The organism is Methanocorpusculum vombati (assembly GCF_026891935.1).
In the GTDB taxonomy this organism is placed as follows: domain Archaea; phylum Halobacteriota; class Methanomicrobia; order Methanomicrobiales; family Methanocorpusculaceae; genus Methanocorpusculum; species Methanocorpusculum vombati.
The window spans coordinates 31,153-46,268 of record NZ_JAPTGC010000008.1 but is presented as its reverse complement, the minus strand read 5'-3'; the positions used below and the strand labels follow the sequence as shown (position 1 = coordinate 46,268).

15 protein-coding genes and 1 tRNA gene are annotated in these 15,116 nt (G+C 54.0%); 10 read left to right on the top strand and 6 right to left on the bottom strand.

Annotated features, from left to right (window positions below; genetic code table 11):
- The first annotated feature begins 37 nt into the window (after positions 1-37).
- Together O0S09_RS07025 and hisE are read left to right on the top strand one after the other, a co-directional pair.
- Positions 38-484, top strand: a complete 447-nt coding sequence (locus O0S09_RS07025; RefSeq protein ID WP_268923303.1) for a NusA-like transcription termination signal-binding factor — start codon at positions 38-40, stop codon at positions 482-484.
- Positions 481-795 carry a phosphoribosyl-ATP diphosphatase gene (gene hisE, locus O0S09_RS07020; protein ID WP_268923255.1) on the top strand — a complete coding sequence of 105 codons (315 nt, stop codon included), beginning with the start codon at positions 481-483 and terminating at the stop codon, positions 793-795. Before O0S09_RS07025 ends, hisE begins: the two co-directional genes overlap by 4 nt.
- A 41-nt stretch (positions 796-836) precedes the next feature.
- On the opposite strand, the gene O0S09_RS07015 is transcribed toward hisE, so the two are convergent.
- Positions 837-1,601, bottom strand: coding sequence for an SDR family NAD(P)-dependent oxidoreductase (locus O0S09_RS07015; RefSeq protein WP_268923254.1), 765 nt, complete (start codon positions 1,599-1,601; stop codon positions 837-839).
- A gap of 48 nt (positions 1,602-1,649) precedes the next feature.
- Positions 1,650-2,828 (bottom strand): nucleotidyltransferase family protein, encoded by a 1,179-nt coding sequence (locus O0S09_RS07010; protein WP_268923253.1) that lies wholly within the window; start codon positions 2,826-2,828, stop codon positions 1,650-1,652.
- A gap of 288 nt (positions 2,829-3,116) precedes the next feature.
- Between O0S09_RS07010 and O0S09_RS07005 the strand changes: the two genes are divergently transcribed.
- Positions 3,117-4,319 (top strand): ammonium transporter, encoded by a 1,203-nt coding sequence (locus tag O0S09_RS07005; protein ID WP_268923252.1) that lies wholly within the window; start codon positions 3,117-3,119, stop codon positions 4,317-4,319.
- Positions 4,320-4,337: 18 nt separating this feature from the next.
- Entirely contained in the window at positions 4,338-4,670 is a 333-nt protein-coding gene (locus tag O0S09_RS07000) for a P-II family nitrogen regulator (protein WP_268923251.1), read from the top strand.
- Positions 4,671-4,728: 58 nt separating this feature from the next.
- On the opposite strand, the gene O0S09_RS06995 is transcribed toward O0S09_RS07000, so the two are convergent.
- Positions 4,729-5,466 carry a M48 family metallopeptidase gene (locus O0S09_RS06995; RefSeq protein ID WP_268923250.1) on the bottom strand — a complete coding sequence of 246 codons (738 nt, stop codon included), beginning with the start codon at positions 5,464-5,466 and terminating at the stop codon, positions 4,729-4,731.
- Between the two features lie 40 nt (positions 5,467-5,506).
- Here O0S09_RS06995 and O0S09_RS06990 point away from each other — a divergent pair, with 40 nt between their 5' ends.
- Genes O0S09_RS06990 through O0S09_RS06980 form a run of 3 tightly spaced genes read left to right on the top strand, consistent with a single transcriptional unit; the run spans position 5,507 to position 6,905 of the window.
- Positions 5,507-5,881, top strand: coding sequence for a Mov34/MPN/PAD-1 family protein (locus tag O0S09_RS06990; protein WP_268923249.1), 375 nt, complete (start codon positions 5,507-5,509; stop codon positions 5,879-5,881).
- Entirely contained in the window at positions 5,878-6,303 is a 426-nt protein-coding gene (locus O0S09_RS06985) for an FAD synthase family protein (RefSeq protein WP_268923248.1), read from the top strand. Before O0S09_RS06990 ends, O0S09_RS06985 begins: the two co-directional genes overlap by 4 nt.
- Positions 6,300-6,905, top strand: coding sequence for a DUF2284 domain-containing protein (locus tag O0S09_RS06980; RefSeq protein WP_268923247.1), 606 nt, complete (start codon positions 6,300-6,302; stop codon positions 6,903-6,905). The genes O0S09_RS06985 and O0S09_RS06980 overlap by 4 nt, the downstream gene beginning before the upstream one ends.
- Before the next feature lie 98 nt (positions 6,906-7,003).
- Here the strand turns inward: O0S09_RS06980 and O0S09_RS06975 are convergent.
- Positions 7,004-7,076, bottom strand: a tRNA-Phe gene (locus O0S09_RS06975).
- Between the two features lie 95 nt (positions 7,077-7,171).
- Here O0S09_RS06975 and O0S09_RS06970 point away from each other — a divergent pair.
- A complete protein-coding gene (locus O0S09_RS06970; RefSeq protein WP_268923246.1) occupies positions 7,172-8,143 on the top strand; it encodes a DHH family phosphoesterase in 972 nt (323 codons plus the stop codon).
- 33 nt (positions 8,144-8,176) lie between these two features.
- Here the strand turns inward: O0S09_RS06970 and atwA are convergent, their stop codons facing one another.
- Positions 8,177-9,841 carry a methyl coenzyme M reductase system, component A2 gene (atwA, locus tag O0S09_RS06965; protein WP_268923245.1) on the bottom strand — a complete coding sequence of 555 codons (1,665 nt, stop codon included), beginning with the start codon at positions 9,839-9,841 and terminating at the stop codon, positions 8,177-8,179.
- Between the two features lie 171 nt (positions 9,842-10,012).
- On the opposite strand from atwA, the gene O0S09_RS06960 reads away from it, so the two are divergent.
- Positions 10,013-10,375 (top strand): DUF134 domain-containing protein, encoded by a 363-nt coding sequence (locus O0S09_RS06960; protein ID WP_268923244.1) that lies wholly within the window; start codon positions 10,013-10,015, stop codon positions 10,373-10,375.
- Between the two features lie 112 nt (positions 10,376-10,487).
- Positions 10,488-14,177, top strand: coding sequence for a phosphoribosylformylglycinamidine synthase (locus O0S09_RS06955; protein WP_268923243.1), 3,690 nt, complete (start codon positions 10,488-10,490; stop codon positions 14,175-14,177).
- Positions 14,178-14,181: 4 nt separating this feature from the next.
- Here the strand turns inward: O0S09_RS06955 and O0S09_RS06950 are convergent, their stop codons facing one another.
- Positions 14,182-15,087, bottom strand: a complete 906-nt coding sequence (locus O0S09_RS06950; RefSeq protein WP_268923242.1) for a DMT family transporter — start codon at positions 15,085-15,087, stop codon at positions 14,182-14,184.
- Between the last annotated feature and the right edge of the window lie 29 nt (positions 15,088-15,116).

The following is a 15,116-nucleotide window of genomic DNA, read 5'->3' as shown; positions in this document are numbered from 1 at the left end:
ATTTCTGATACGTATGGATAATATTGACAAATCTGCAATGGAGCGGACTATCGGCTTCAAGGAACGCCGGTACATCGAGGAGCTCCGAATTTTAACGAAAGCCACAGCGATTGACTGCCTGATTGACGACCGGTTTGACCGGATCATCTACGTGATCAAGCAGGGCGATATGGGCCTTGCAATCGGAAAGAGCGGTGACAACATCAAAAAGATGTCACGGGTCCTCGGGAAGCGAATCGAGATGGTGGAGTTTTCCGAAGAGCCGGATCACTTTATTGCAAACATGTTCAAGCCCGCAGAGGTACTGAAGGTGCTGTTCGGCGCAGATGATCACCCCGTAACGGTTCTCGTTCCGGAGAAGAGTGATGTCGGCCTTGCAATCGGAAAGGGCGGGTCAACGATCGAAAAAGCACGCCAGCTGGTCCGAAGATTCTACTGTAAAGATATTGGGGACATTACCGTCCCCGGAGGAGAAGAAGCATGACGGACGCACAGGTGTTTGATGAGTTGTGGCAGGTTATCTGCCAACGTGCAAGAGAGGATCCGGGCAGGAAGTCGTATGTCCGTCATCTTCTGTTCCATGAGAAAGGTATCGACAAACCGCTCGAAAAGGTGGGCGAGGAGTCCTGCGAGTTTGTGCTTGCAGTAAAGAACGGACGCGAGGAGGCGATTGTAGGAGAGGCTGCAGATCTGCTGTTCCATCTGATGGTTGCCCTCAAAGCTGCGGACGTGGATTTTGCAAAGGTGGAGGAGGAGCTTGAGGTCCGGCGGGCCGGCATGCACCTCCACGATTAACTTTTTTCAGAACGAACCGTTTCTTTATTGGTCATCCGGGATTACACGACAGTGTAGGCCCCGTCCGCCATCCAGACAGCCCCATAGACGAAGGAGGCGTCATCACTTGCAAGCATGAGGACGATGTGTGCAATCTCATCAGGTCTGCCAAACCGCTTCAGCGGCTGAAGGGCAAGGAAGCCGGCAAGACCTGCCGCTACATCCCCGGTATCGCGTGCGCCGTCATAGAGACCGGGAGTTTCGGTGGTTCCCGGTGCAACAGCGTTGACACGGATACCGTACGGCAGAAGTGCAACCGCTGCGGCGCGGGTGAAGGAGGCGATCGCTCCTTTGGAAGCATGGTAGGCGAGGTAACCGGGTGAACCGACCACGGCAAAGGTAGAGGAAAAGTTGACAATTGCGCCGCCTTTCTTCTGTGCGATCATGAGTTTTGCCGCTTCACGGGTACAGAGGAAGGTGCCGGTGACGTTTACGTCCATGACACGTCCGAACTCAGCGGCGGTAGTCTCAAGCAGGCCTTTATTGAGCTGGAGTGCCGCATCGTTTACGAGAATATCAATGGTGCCGAAGGTTTGCGTAACCTCCGCAATCATCCGAAAAATATCGGATTCACATCCGACATCACAACGGATAAAACAGGCATCTCCTCCTGCGGCGCGGATATCGGCTGCGGTGGTTGCACCTTCGGTTTCATCAATGTCAACGACAGCAACTTTTGCTCCGGATTTTGCAAAGAGAAGCGCAACAGATCTGCCGATGCCTTTTGCAGCTCCGGTGACCACGGCAACTTTACCGGAAAAATTCATGAATGACAGTTTTGTTGTCCGGCGAAAAAAAGTGTGTGGGAAAAGGATTTATGATCCTTCACAGCGGGTATCGAACTTTTCGTTGAGCATGTGCTCTTTGACGATCGCTTTCTCCGGCACGATGACCTCAGGCCAGAGACGGGTTCCGGAATGAATGGTCACCGAGTTTCGCAGAACCGACCGGGGACCAACAACGGTGTTGTGCTCAATGGAACAGTTGTCGCCGATGATGGTATCAATATCGATGATGCTGCCGGAGATGGTAGTGTTCGCACCAACAACAACGCCGTTGTAGATGGAAGAGGAGAATATTTTTGCATTGTTTTTGATCAGGACATTCTCACCAATACTGGTGTAGGGGCCGATAATGACGTTCTCGCCAATCGTTACTCCACTGCCGATGAAGACCGGACCGACAACCCGCGAACCAGCACCGAGCGTGATACCATCACCGAACCGTACCGGCCCTGTGATGTGCGCATCCTTGACGTTGAGCGTTCCTGCAACGCTGGTCGTTGCGTTCTCCTGCAGCTTCCACTTCTCCGCAGCCCGGAGCATCGCGGGGTTGCCGACATCAGTCCAGTTGCCGCGTGCAAGCCAGCCGTTCAGCTGATACCCCTTCTCCATCAGGAGAGGGAAGAGATCCTTGGCGAAGTCGAATTTGGTGTCTTGGGGAATGAACTCAAAGATCTTCGGATCGCAGACATAAATTCCGGTACTTGCAAGATTCGAGAAGATCTCCCCGGGCGAAGGTTTTTCACGGAACCGGCGGATGCGAAGGGACGCATCGAGTTCGGCGATGCCGAACTCGCGGGGGTCTTCGATGCTGATGAGACCAATTGAGGTAATCGCCGAGGAGTTCATGTGTTCGCGATAGAACTCAAGGACGTTAAGGTCGGTCATGTGGTCGCCGCCGACAACAAGGAACGGGGCATCGTTGAGATACTCTTCCGCGTTTTTCACAGAACCTGCAGTTCCGAGTTTGATCTTTTCGGGAACATAAGTGATGGTCGCGCCGTACAGTGAACCATCACCGAGCGCCTTCTGAATTTCATCACCAAGATAGCCGATGGTAATAACAATATCAGTAAATCCGAGATTTGCGAGGTGCGTCACCAGATGGACAATGGACGGACGGTTCGCTATCGGGATGCACGGCTTGGGCCGCTCAAATGTCAGGGGACGAAGACGGGTACCCTCGCCGCCGCACATAATGCAGGCTTTCATATCATACTATAATATGCGCTGGTATCTATTGGTTGTATGCTTCTTTGTGCGCGCAGGGGTTGGAAACCCCGGAGATACAACATGTAGCATGACACGAGTTAACATGCACCATGTCACTTTATATACATGAGACATCAACATTAGTACCAGCACAAGACACCACAAAGACTTCGGGTGGAACGGGATTTTCCCCGGCCTGTGGTGTTTTCTCGGCACCGCAGGGGATGGGGAAGAAACTTTTCTGCTTTTTGGGTATTGTGTATGTGCCGTGCTACTTGGTGAATTACTATGGATCTTGATACTGGTGCGACAGCCTGGGTACTTATTTCAGCCGCATTAGTGTTGCTGATGGTTCCCGCAGTAGGTCTGTTCTACGGTGGAATGGTAAGGAAAAAGAACGTCATCGCAACCATGATGTTGTCCCTCGTGGCCCTCGCCCTTGGTATTATCCAGTGGATTGTGATCGGATACTCGCTTGCCTTCGGCAGTGATGTTGGCGGGTTCATTGGAAGTCTTGAGTACTTCGGACTGAACGGCATCACAATAGACGGTGTGTCCGGCGGGATTCCCGATATGCTGTTCATCTGTTTCCAGATGATGTTTGCATGTCTGACACTTGCCATCCTGACCTCGGGTGTGGTTGGCAGAATTAAGATGTCGGCGTTCCTCATCTTTGGTGCAATCTGGCTTACGATCGTCTATGCTCCGCTTGCACACTGGGCATGGGGCGGAGGCTGGGCCGGAACACTCGGAGCTCTGGACTTTGCCGGAGGAACAGTAGTTCATATCAGTTCAGGTTTCGCGGCACTGGCGCTTGCTCTTGTGATCGGCAAACGGCTCGGCTACGGCTCCCAGACAATGGGTCCGCACAACATTCCGCTGACCCTGCTCGGCGGCGTGTTCCTGATCGTCGGCTGGTTCGGATTCAACGCAGGCAGTGCTCTTGCAGCGAACGGTCTTGCAGCGAGTGCATTCCTCGTGACCGCGGTCGCCTGTGCAGCCGGTGCCCTGACCTGGATGGCCCTTTCCTGGAAAGGGGGCAAACCGAACTCACTCGGTTTCATCTCGGGAGCGATTGCAGGATTAGTCGGTATCACCCCGGCCGCCGGGTTCGTCAATGTGCTTGGTGCTCTCGTCATCGGTATCATCACTGCAGTGGTCTGCTACACCATTCTGACCTGGAGAATCAGGAAAGGTCTCGATGAATCCCTTGATGCCTGGGCAATCCACGGCATGGGAGGATTTGCCGGTGCAATCCTGACAGGTGTGTTTGCGGTTGCGGCAATCGGCGGTGTCGGCGGCCTTATTGAAGGAAATGTGATGCAGTTCGGCATCCAGATTCTGGACGCATGCGTTGCGGTAGCCTACTCCTTTGCGGTAACCTTTGCCCTTGCCTGGATTATCAACAAGATTATGGGTCTGCGGGTCACCGATGATGAAGAGTATGTAGGCCTTGATATCGCACAGCACGGAGAACAGCTGGCAAACTAATGCAGGAGGAGATGCAGCATGAAAATGATTGTAGCAGTCATCAGACCTGAAAAGGTGGATGATGTCGTGGATGCCCTTGAGGCAGTGAATGTCCCGGGAGTAACAATTACCGATGTCCGCGGACGGGGCGAGCAGGGAGGTATCTGTCTGCAGTACCGTGCGGGCAAGATGCAGATTCATACCCTGCCGAAGACGAAACTGGAGATCGTGATTCCTGACAAGGATGTTGATACGATCATCAAGACGATTCGTGAGCATGCACGGACAGGAAAGAAAGGGGACGGACGTATCTTTGTGCTGCCGGTTGACGCGGCGGCATGGGTGCGGACTGACGATTTCATCACCGGATAAGGTTGTCCGGCTGAGACAAAATTATCCCCCTTTTTTACAATTTTTTCTTTTCCTGATGTTAGAACACAAACTGCCAGCCGTCGGTTTTGAGGATTGCTTCTGCATTGCGGTACCCGGGCATAAGGCGTTCGACTTCGTTCCAGAAGGTTTTCTGGTGATGACGGAACCGGAGGTGGGCAAGTTCATGGACGACGATGTACTCGGCAACGATTTTGGGGGCAAGGAGGATACGGGCATTGATGATGATGCCGTTTTTAGGAGTACAGCACCCCCACTTGCGTTCCTGAAGCCGGATGCGGAGACGGGGAGGGACGACCTCTGCGAGGGGGGCGTACTGCAGGATGATCTCCTCCAGAGGAGCTGTGCCGATTCTCCGGTAGAGCATGATGATCAGATCGCGGGCAATAGCAGTCTGATCAGTCTCGGTAAATCCGTCCGGGATGGTGATGAGAAACCGGCCATCGGTAAATTCTGCTTTTGCAGGGCTGCCGGTTCTGCGGATAACCGGGTACTCACGACCAAGAAAGGGAAGGGTTTCCCCGTCAGTGTATCTGCGGATGATTTGGGGACGGGAAGAGTATTTCTGTACCTGATACGCTATCCATTCGCTCTTGGTTTCAACAAGTGTTCTGACTTTTTCGGGAGGGATGTTCTGCGGCATGCGGACGATAACGGAGGCATCGGTTTTGACCTCCACAGCCCATGATTTTCTGCGGTCACTGTATATGACGGTGTAGGGGATTTCGTGTCCGTTGCAGGTGATTGTTCCAAGGCCGGTAACTTCTTCGGACCGCATGTGAATGATTATCTCTCCGTCACGCCAACATAAATAGAATATGTTCGTTCGTGCAATCGACCGGGAAGTCCTGGATCTGCTTCTTGAGATGGGGAGGTCGAGTTCTCCCGACGAGTTTATTGTGATGCTCGGATCCGAGAAGGGTGTGATTACGACAGTGTATCCGATTGCAGGAACGACGGTCACGAGCGATAGTGCGACCATTTTTATGGATATGGTGCCGCTCGGAATGCAGATTGCAGGAACAGCGCACAGTCATCCAAACGGTGCGTTGTGGCCGTCGGATGCGGATCTGCAGACGTTTGCGGAAACAGGCCAGTGCCATATTATCGTAGGTGATCCGTTCGAGGCGGATTCCTGGCGCTGTTTCGATCGCGAGGGCCGTGAGAAGTCTTTGGAGGTTGTTTCTGCGTGAGAAGAGTTGTTGCAACCGGGACGTTTGATATTCTGCATCCCGGCCATTTGTTTTATCTGGAGGAGTCGAGAAAGCTTGGCGACGAGCTGTGGGTGGTTGTTGCCCGGGAGCGGAATGTGGTGCATAAACCGCGGCCGATTATTCCGGAGGAACAGCGCCTGAAGATGATTGCCGGTCTCCGGTGCGTGGACCATGCAATGTTAGGAGACAGGGAGGATATGTTCCGGCCGATTGCGGAGATTGATCCCGAGGTGGTTACGCTTGGGTTTAACCAGAAGTTTTCGGAGGAACGGCTGGTGTCGCAGATGCGGGAACGGGGGATTCGTGCGGATGTCGTGCGGATCGGGCCGTTCTGCGGCTGTGCGTTCAACTCATCGACAAAAATTATCGAGGAAGCCCTGAAACGGAGAGGGGCAAAATGAAGAAGTACCCGGTTGAAGAGGAGATCGTCAGACTGACGAACTTCATCCGCGAGAAAGGCGGAGACGCAACGCCAATTGATGCGGACAAAATTGTAACAGGGGAATGGGTGCGGATGAAGTGCCTGTTCGGCTGCAACGGGTTCGGGAGGCGGTTTTCGTGTCCACCCTATACGCCGACGCCTGCGGAGACACAGGCTGCCCTTGACGGATATTCTCGCGCCCTGCTGGTGCGGTTTGACGGGGATGTGGGAAAGACAACGCCGGAACGGCTGGTGTCACGGGAGATGACGCGGTATGTGCAGACGGTAATGTTTGAACTCGAAGAGATGGCGTTTTACGACGGGTTCTACAAGGCGTTCGGGTACACCGGGCATCAGTGCGGCTGGTGCGGGAAGTGTACGGCGAAGGAAAAGGGAGCAGTAATTACGGACTGTAAGAACCGCAGAAAGATGCGGCCAAGTATGGAAGCTGCTGGCATTGATGTGTATGCGACGTGTGCGGCGGCGGGATGGGAGCTGGATGTGCTGGAGTGTACGGAAGTTGCAGGCGGGTCAGTTCTGAATACACCGATGACAACAGTGATGCTGCTGCTGGTTGAATGAACCGAATTTTTCTTTTTTAAGAGGAGAATCGTTACAGAAAGAGTATTTTTGCTACGTTTCCGTACTCGAACAAAACAAGAAAAAATACCCAAAAGGAATGCCTTCAGCCGGAATTGAACCGGCGACAACCAGATCTTCAGTCTGGCGCTCTCCCGACTGAGCTATAAAGGCGCTGTGCGTCATTAATGTTGACGTGGGAATTATATAAGTATTCTGATTTCCCATCCAGCGATCTTATGTTGTCAAAGATGCAAACATAGTAGCCAATGCCTTTGTATCTGCGTAAGAAAACCGTTGAGAAGAAACCGAACCTCCAGGAAAAGATTGTGGGGAGGACAACGAGTGTGGTACATCTGACGCACAACGATCTGGATGCAGCAGGAAGCGACGCTATCTGCCGGATGGCATTCGGACCGGAGATTCTTACGCTGTTTTCCTCGGTGAACCGGTTCGGCTGGTTCGTCGGACAGGTCGGGGGATGCAACGGCAAAGGGGATCGTCTGATCATCTCGGATCTTGGGTATCAGAAAGGAATTGAGGATCAGATCCGTAAAGCGCATGCAGCCGGATGGAAGATTGAGTGGTATGATCATCACAAGTGGACCGAGGAGGAAAAGGAACGCGTCCTGCCCTTTGTGGTGTCACTTACGGTCGATACATCCGTGTGTGCTACAGGCGTGGTCTGTGCTTCGTTTGCGAAAGGAAACACGGCCGCCGCGGAGGTTGCGCGGGTGGTGTGCGATTATGATTTGTGGAAGCACGAGGATCCGCGGTCGGCGGTCCTGGGAATAGTAACGTCGAAGCGGGAGTACCTGGAACTGATCCGGGACAAGCTTTCCAAGGGCATTATCATTGATGACGAGGTCTCACGGATTTTTGCGGGTATCGAACGGGAAAAGAATGCATGCATGAAAAAGAGCATCCGGCATGCAAAAGTATTCCGGGGACAATATGTGATTGCGGTGATGCCCGCATACGGATACCCGAGTGAAACGGCGGCGGAGGCACGCAAGGAACTCGGATGCGACATGGAACTTCTGGTGTTTGACACGGGGAAATTTTCTCTCCGGAGTGTTGCACCGGTAAGTCACCTGATCGCCCGGCAGTTCAACGGAGGAGGCCACCCGAATGCGTCGGGCGGAAGTTTTGCGTACGGCTGGAAGGAGAAGTGGATGCTGAAACTGTTCGGACGCGTCGCATGCGCAAAAAAGTTTGTCGAAGCAGCTGAGACTCTCTGACCTCTTTGCAAAAAATATTTTTTCTGAAGAAAATTATTTTTCCGCGCCCGCACGTTCCTCGGCAACCGCCTCGGCCATCGTGGAGATCTCCTGCTCGGAAAGTTTTGCAAGCACCTCGTGGGTCGGACCGATATCAATGATCTTCCCGGCGCGAATGAACATACAGCGGTCGCAGACATCGCGGACAAACTCCATATCGTGCGACACGATGATGAACGTCTCGTCCATCTCCTCCCGAGCGTGAATGATCGAATGCTTCACATCCACCTTCGTGATCGGATCCATTGTTCCGGTCGGTTCATCCAGAAGAATAATTCTCGGCTCGCGGATCAGAACCTGCGCCAGCGCAACCCGGTGTTTCTCGCCCGCCGACAGACTTGACGGATAGCGGTTCAGTACATCCTTTGCCTTCTTTTCCGTAAACCCTGCCATCCGCAGTGTAATAACCGCCTTCCGGACCGCAAGCTCCTTGGGGAACTCAAGGCCGATTGCATCGGTCAGATTATCAATAATCGTCCGGTGCGGATAGAGATCGTACTCCTGATGCAGCAGACCGATGTACTGTTTGGCACGGCCGCGGAACTGATACCCGGGCTTGGTCATATCGATCCACTCATCACCAATCCGCACATCCAGTTTTCCCGCGGTTGGTTCGTAGAGACCAGCGATCATCTTCGACAATGTTGTCTTCCCGCCGCCCGACACTCCGATGACCCCAAAGATCTCCCGCTCATTGATCTCAAACGTAATATTGTCCACCGCCTTAATCACGCCGCGATCCACCGCGATGAACTTTTTGTACAGCTTTTCGGCACGCACAATCGGATTGCCGATCTCCTGATCGCTGTACTCCAGATCATCCTCACAGCCCTTCATGAACTCCGTAACGATCTCAGCAGGCTCACCGATCTTCATGATCTTTCCGTCATCCAGAAGCACCGCACGATCACAGACATCCTCCAGCACCTGGGAAAAGTGCGAAGTGATCACCATGCCCATATTCGTATTCTTCGCCGCCTGCTTAAGGAGACCGTGCACAATTGTCGCGGTCTTGGGGTCAAGTGTTCCGGTCGGCTCGTCCGCACAAAGGAACAGCGGTTCGCGTGCCAGCTGGCGGGCGAGGACAACACGCTGCTTCTCGCCGCCGGAGAGATCGCGTGCCACATGCATCATGCGGTGTGTCAGCCGCACCTCATCGATCAGATCTGCTGCACGGTTGATCGCCTTCTCCGCCGGATAGTCAATATCATCCAGCGCCCGCAGAACATTTTCAATCACGCGGTCATCGCCGTAGAGAGCAAACGTCCGCTGAAACATCAGCGACGTTCTCGCCATGATCTTTGTCTTCAAGGCAGCGTTTTCCGGTGCCCAGAAGTCCACGTCCTGTGCCTCCAGAACCGCACCGCAGAGCGGGCATTTCTGACCCGCACTGCTGCGGAACTCAATTCTGCCGCAGGCAGGGCAGCGCGAAATATGATAGATGATCCTTCCTGATGTAGGGGGATTATCAATTCCCCGCAGCAGATGAATCAGAACCGTTTTTCCGCAGCCGGATCTGCCGATCACACCGACAATCTCTCCTTCGGCTATTTCCAGATTGATATCGTTGAGAATCCTGACCTGTTCGCCTGCCGGATTGTCTGCATCTGCGGGAAAATCGATGCAGAGGTTTTCAATGGTGATAAATGGCGTCGTCATTTGCACAATACCTCGAAACCCGGCAGACCAATTGCGTCTGCCGGAAAATGTTATCATACTATTTCTCAGGGAGTATTATATACTTTGGCGCATATGAGTAATTGAAGATCTCTCTGCCAACAGACAAAAGTACTTTTAAGCGGCAGAGAAAAAGATACAGGAGATAATATCATGCCGGAAAATCCAAACGAATGTCCGAAAGGCAGGTGCGGCAGGCCGCGGGTGAGGCGGTGCATTGATCTCAACGGGCCCTCCGGCTGCTATGCACCGGTCTGTCCCCATCGTCAGGAAACTGCGGAGTCGGTTGTTGTGTTTCCGGAGGAGATTGCGGTCCTGAAGCTTGTGGATCTGGACGATCTCTCCCAGGAGGAAGCAGCAGGAGTTCTCGGTGTCTCCCGCAAAACGGCATGGCGGGACCTGCACGAGGCGCGGAGAAAGATCGCCGATGCACTCGTGAACGGAAAAACCATTCGTGTGTCCGGCTGTCCGCACGATAACAGCTGCGACTGTACTGTACCGGACCGGGAAACATAATTTTTGCCGGACGTTGTTCCTGTCAGGTGTCCCTCCCAGTACAGCAAACTAAAAAACCCTTTCCCCCCCATATACTATACAGCTAACCGGGCTGACAGGTAAGGATTTTACAATGGTTTTCAGAGTATTTGTTGAGAAGAAACCCGCTCTTGCAAATGAATCACACGCGCTCCTCCGTGAGCTTTCCACTCTGCCGGGAGTGCAGGGGCTTACGTCACTCCGAATCATCAACCGCTACGATGTGGACAATATCGACGCAGCACTCTTTGCGTACGCAAAGCGCGCCGTCTTCTCCGAGCCGCAGCTTGATATCGTTGCGGACACGCTAACCCTTGCCGAAGACGAACGGATGTTTGCCGTGGAGTATCTGCCGGGCCAGTTTGATCAGCGCGCCGACAGTGCAGCCCAGTGCATTCAGCTCATCTCACAAAAAGAGCGCCCGATTGTCCGTACTGCCCGCGTATATGTTCTCGGCGGCAGTATCTCCGATGCGGTGCTTGACACGGTCAAAAAATATGTCATCAATCCGATCGAGAGCCGCGAGGCCGACTCTGCAATGCCAAAAACTCTGGTGATGAACTGTGATGTTCCGGCAAAAGTTGCGGTGCTGAACGGATTCCGTGAACTTGATGCGGCAGGTCTTGCAGACTTTGCCGCCGAATACGGTCTTGCTATGGATGCGGCAGACCTTGCCTTCTGCCAGAAATACTTCGCGAGTGAAAACCGCGACCCGACCATCACGGAGATCCGGATGATCGATACCTACTGGTCGGATCACTGCCGCCACACGACGTTCCTTACCACCATCGACAGCGTGAAGACCGATAGTCCCCTGCTGCAGAAAGCCTTCGACGAGTACCTGGAGATCCGAAAAGCAGTCGGCAGAACCAAACCCGTCAACCTGATGGACATCGGAACGATTGCCGTCAGATATTTGCGGAGTCAGGGAAAACTTGACAAGCTCGACGAGTCCGAGGAGGTCAACGCCTGTACGGTAAAGATATCGGTCTGCGTGAACGGAACGGATGAGGACTGGCTGCTGCTGTTCAAGAATGAAACACACAATCACCCGACCGAGATTGAGCCGTTCGGCGGCGCGGCAACCTGTATCGGCGGGGCAATCCGTGATCCGCTTTCCGGCAGGGCGTATGTGTATGCCGCAATGCGGCTGACCGGTGCCGGAAACCCGCTTGCGCCGGTCAGTGAAACACTGCCCGGCAAACTTCCGCAGAAAAAGATTGTCACGACCGCCGCCGCAGGGTACAGTTCCTACGGCAATCAGATAGGGCTTGCAACCGGTATGGTGGATGAACTCTATCATCCCGGTTACGTCGCAAAACGGATGGAGGTCGGGGCTGTCATCGGTGCGGCACCCGCGAAGAATGTGCGCCGCGAAGTTCCTGCCGCAGGAGATGTCGTGATTCTTCTTGGCGGCAGAACCGGCCGTGACGGCTGCGGCGGGGCGACGGGTTCTTCCAAGTCCCACACTGCCGCGTCCCTTGAGTCCTGCGGTGCCGAGGTGCAGAAAGGAAATGCTCCTGAGGAGCGAAAAATCCAGCGGCTGTTCCGCAGCCACGACGCTGCGGTTCTGATCAAGCGCTGCAATGATTTTGGTGCGGGCGGTGTTTCGGTTGCGATTGGAGAACTTGCCGACGGGGTTTTCATCAATCTCAACGCTGTGCCCAAAAAATACGACGGATTGGACGGCACCGAGCTTGCGATCAGCGAGTCACAGGAACGTATGGCGGTTGTGGTCGCTTCCGCCGATGCGGAGCGGTTCATCGCACTTGCCCGTGCGGAGAATCTTGAGGCGACCATCGTTGCCGAGGTGACCGCCGAGCCGCGTCTGGTAATGACCTGGAACGGCGACAGAATTGTTGACATCTCTCGTGAGTTCCTCGCATCCAACGGAGTGGAGAAACACACCGACGTGGAGATGGCAGTGCCGCAGCCGTTCGCCCGCGACGTCGCCGGCGACTTCGCGGAGAACTACCGGCACCTTGCAGACGATCTGAATGTCTGTTCCAAACGCGGACTTTCCGAACGATTTGATTCAACGATTGGTGCGGGCGCGGTGCTGATGCCGTTCGGCGGAAAATACCAGCAGACGCCGGTACAGGCAATGGTCACCAAAATTTCGGTGGAGAAGGGAGATACCGATGACTGTTCCCTGATGACATGGGGATGCAACCCGCAGATTCTGGAGAAAAGTCCCTATCACGGGGCGTATCTTGCGGTGGTTGAGAGTGTTGCTAAACTTGTTGCAACCGGTGCGGCGTTTGCGGATGTGTATCTCTCCTTCCAGGAGTACTTTGAAAAACTCGGCAGCGACCAAAAGCGCTGGGGAAAACCCGCAGCAGCACTCCTGGGTGCACTCAAAGCCCAGATGGGGCTGGGTATCGGTGCTATCGGCGGAAAGGATTCGATGAGCGGATCGTTTGAACAGCTCAACGTGCCGCCGACGCTGATCTCGTTTGCGGTGACCACCGAGAAGATCCGCCACATCATCTCAAACGAGTTCAAAGGTCCAGACCACCGTGTGGTTCTCCTCTCTCCCGTGTATGAGGGAGAGCTGCCGACGACCGATTCCCTGCTTGCGGTTTTTGCGCAGGTGACGAACCTGATGCGGGAGGGACGGGTGCTCTCCTGCTGGACACCTGCCTATGGAGGTGTTGCGGAAGGCATTCTGAAGATGGCGCTCGGCAACGGAATCGGCTTTACCTATGATGCGGGTGTTTCGATGAACGATCTCTTCGGTTACCGGTACGGATCGTTCATCCTCGAACTTGCCGATGAGACGGACGCCGGGGTTCTGCTCGGCAGAACAACTGCGGTGCCGGAGCTCCGCTCCGGCGCCGTGTCCGTTTCGCTTGACGAACTGCAAAGGATCTATGAAGCAAAACTTGAGCCGGTGTTTGCCTGCAACATTTCCCAAGGTGAAGGAGCGATTGAGAAGATCTCATATACCGCGCGGAACACGGCAAGGCCCCGTGTCCGGGCTGCTCATCCCCGTGTTCTCATTCCGGTATTCCCCGGAACAAACTGCGAGTACGACAGTGCCAAAGCGGTTGCCCGCGCCGGTGCGGTTCCTGAGATCATTATCATCAACAACATGACCGCAGCCGACACCGCAGAGTCCGTGAACCGCGTGGCAGAAGCCATCCGCCGGTCCCATGCCATCTTCATTCCCGGCGGATTCTCCGGAGGCGATGAGCCGGACGGGTCGGGCAAGTTCATCACCGCGTTCTTCCGCAACGCGAAGATCAAAGACGCGGTGCATGATCTTCTGAAGAACCGCGACGGTCTGATGTGCGGTATCTGCAACGGGTTCCAGGCTCTGATTAAGCTGGGTCTGGTGCCGTACGGCGAGATAGTGGATGTGGATGAACACTCCCCGACGCTTACCTTCAACACCATCGGCCGCCACCAGTCGCGGATTGTGCGCACGCGTGTTGCGTCGGTGAAGTCACCGTGGTTTGCCTGCGTGGATGTGGATGATGTGTTCGCCGTTCCGATCTCCCACGGTGAAGGCAGGTTCCTTGCCGATGAAGAAACGCTCCGGAGTCTGATCGCGAACGGTCAGGTGGCAACCCAGTATGTCGATCTCGCGGACAATCCCACATCCGACATTCACTTCAACCCGAACAACTCGGTGATGGCAGTTGAGGCAATCACCTCACCGGACGGCAGAGTGCTCGGCAAGATGGGACACACCGAACGGGTGGGAGAGGGGCTGTACAAAAACGTGCCCGACCGGTTCATGATGCAGCTCTTTGAGTCGCTGGTCAGATATTATCAGTGAAGGATCATCCGACATTCTTCTTTTTTGTATTTGCCAATTCAGACCGGATCTCTTTTTTGTATGCATACATCTCTCCTGCGAGAGCGCCCCCAAGTATCAATGCCGCGCCTAACAGCTGGATAGGCAGCAGTACCTCTCCAAGCAACAGAACCGAGAATACCACCGCTGACAATGGTTCAAGATACCCGCAAATGGAAACGGTCTGAATCGGCAGATGCCCAAGCGAAGAAAAATACAGATAACAGCAGATGCCGGTATTGAACACACCAAGGATCAGAATCGGCACCCAGTCCTCCGCTGCGATCTCAAACGAAAAACCGGAGCCCATACACCCCATAAACACCACCACTGAGAGAAAACTAAAGATCAACTGCCAGACGGAATTTTCCAGCCCGCCGATCTGTTTGACTTTCTTCGTACAGATAACCATCGCTGCATGCATCACCGCCGACATTCCCCCGCAGAATAGTCCCCATCCGTTATCTCCCGTCAGAAGAATATCTCCGTTCACAAAGAATGTTCCAAACAGCACAATCGTAAAACTTCCAATACCTGCCCAAGTCAGTTTTTCGCGGAACAATACCGGCGCAAACAGCATGACAATTACCGGACCGCAATAGTACGCAAGTGAAGAGAGACTCACCCCGATCAGCTGATACGCTTCATACAAAAATATCCAGCTTGCCCCCATCGCAATACCGGACACGGCAACATAGATAAAATCCCGCTGATACTGAAGAAACGTAAATTTTTCCCGCAGAAGAAGAAACACCGCAAGCAGTACAACACTGCCTATGCACGTTCGCAGGAATACAATCTCATCGCTTGGAAGAGAGATGTAACTCGCTACAACTCCGTTTAAGCCGAACAGGATCAGGGAAACGACATATGCCGCGTAAGCTCTCTTCATCCCTTACTCATATTTCTTTCTGGCTATTT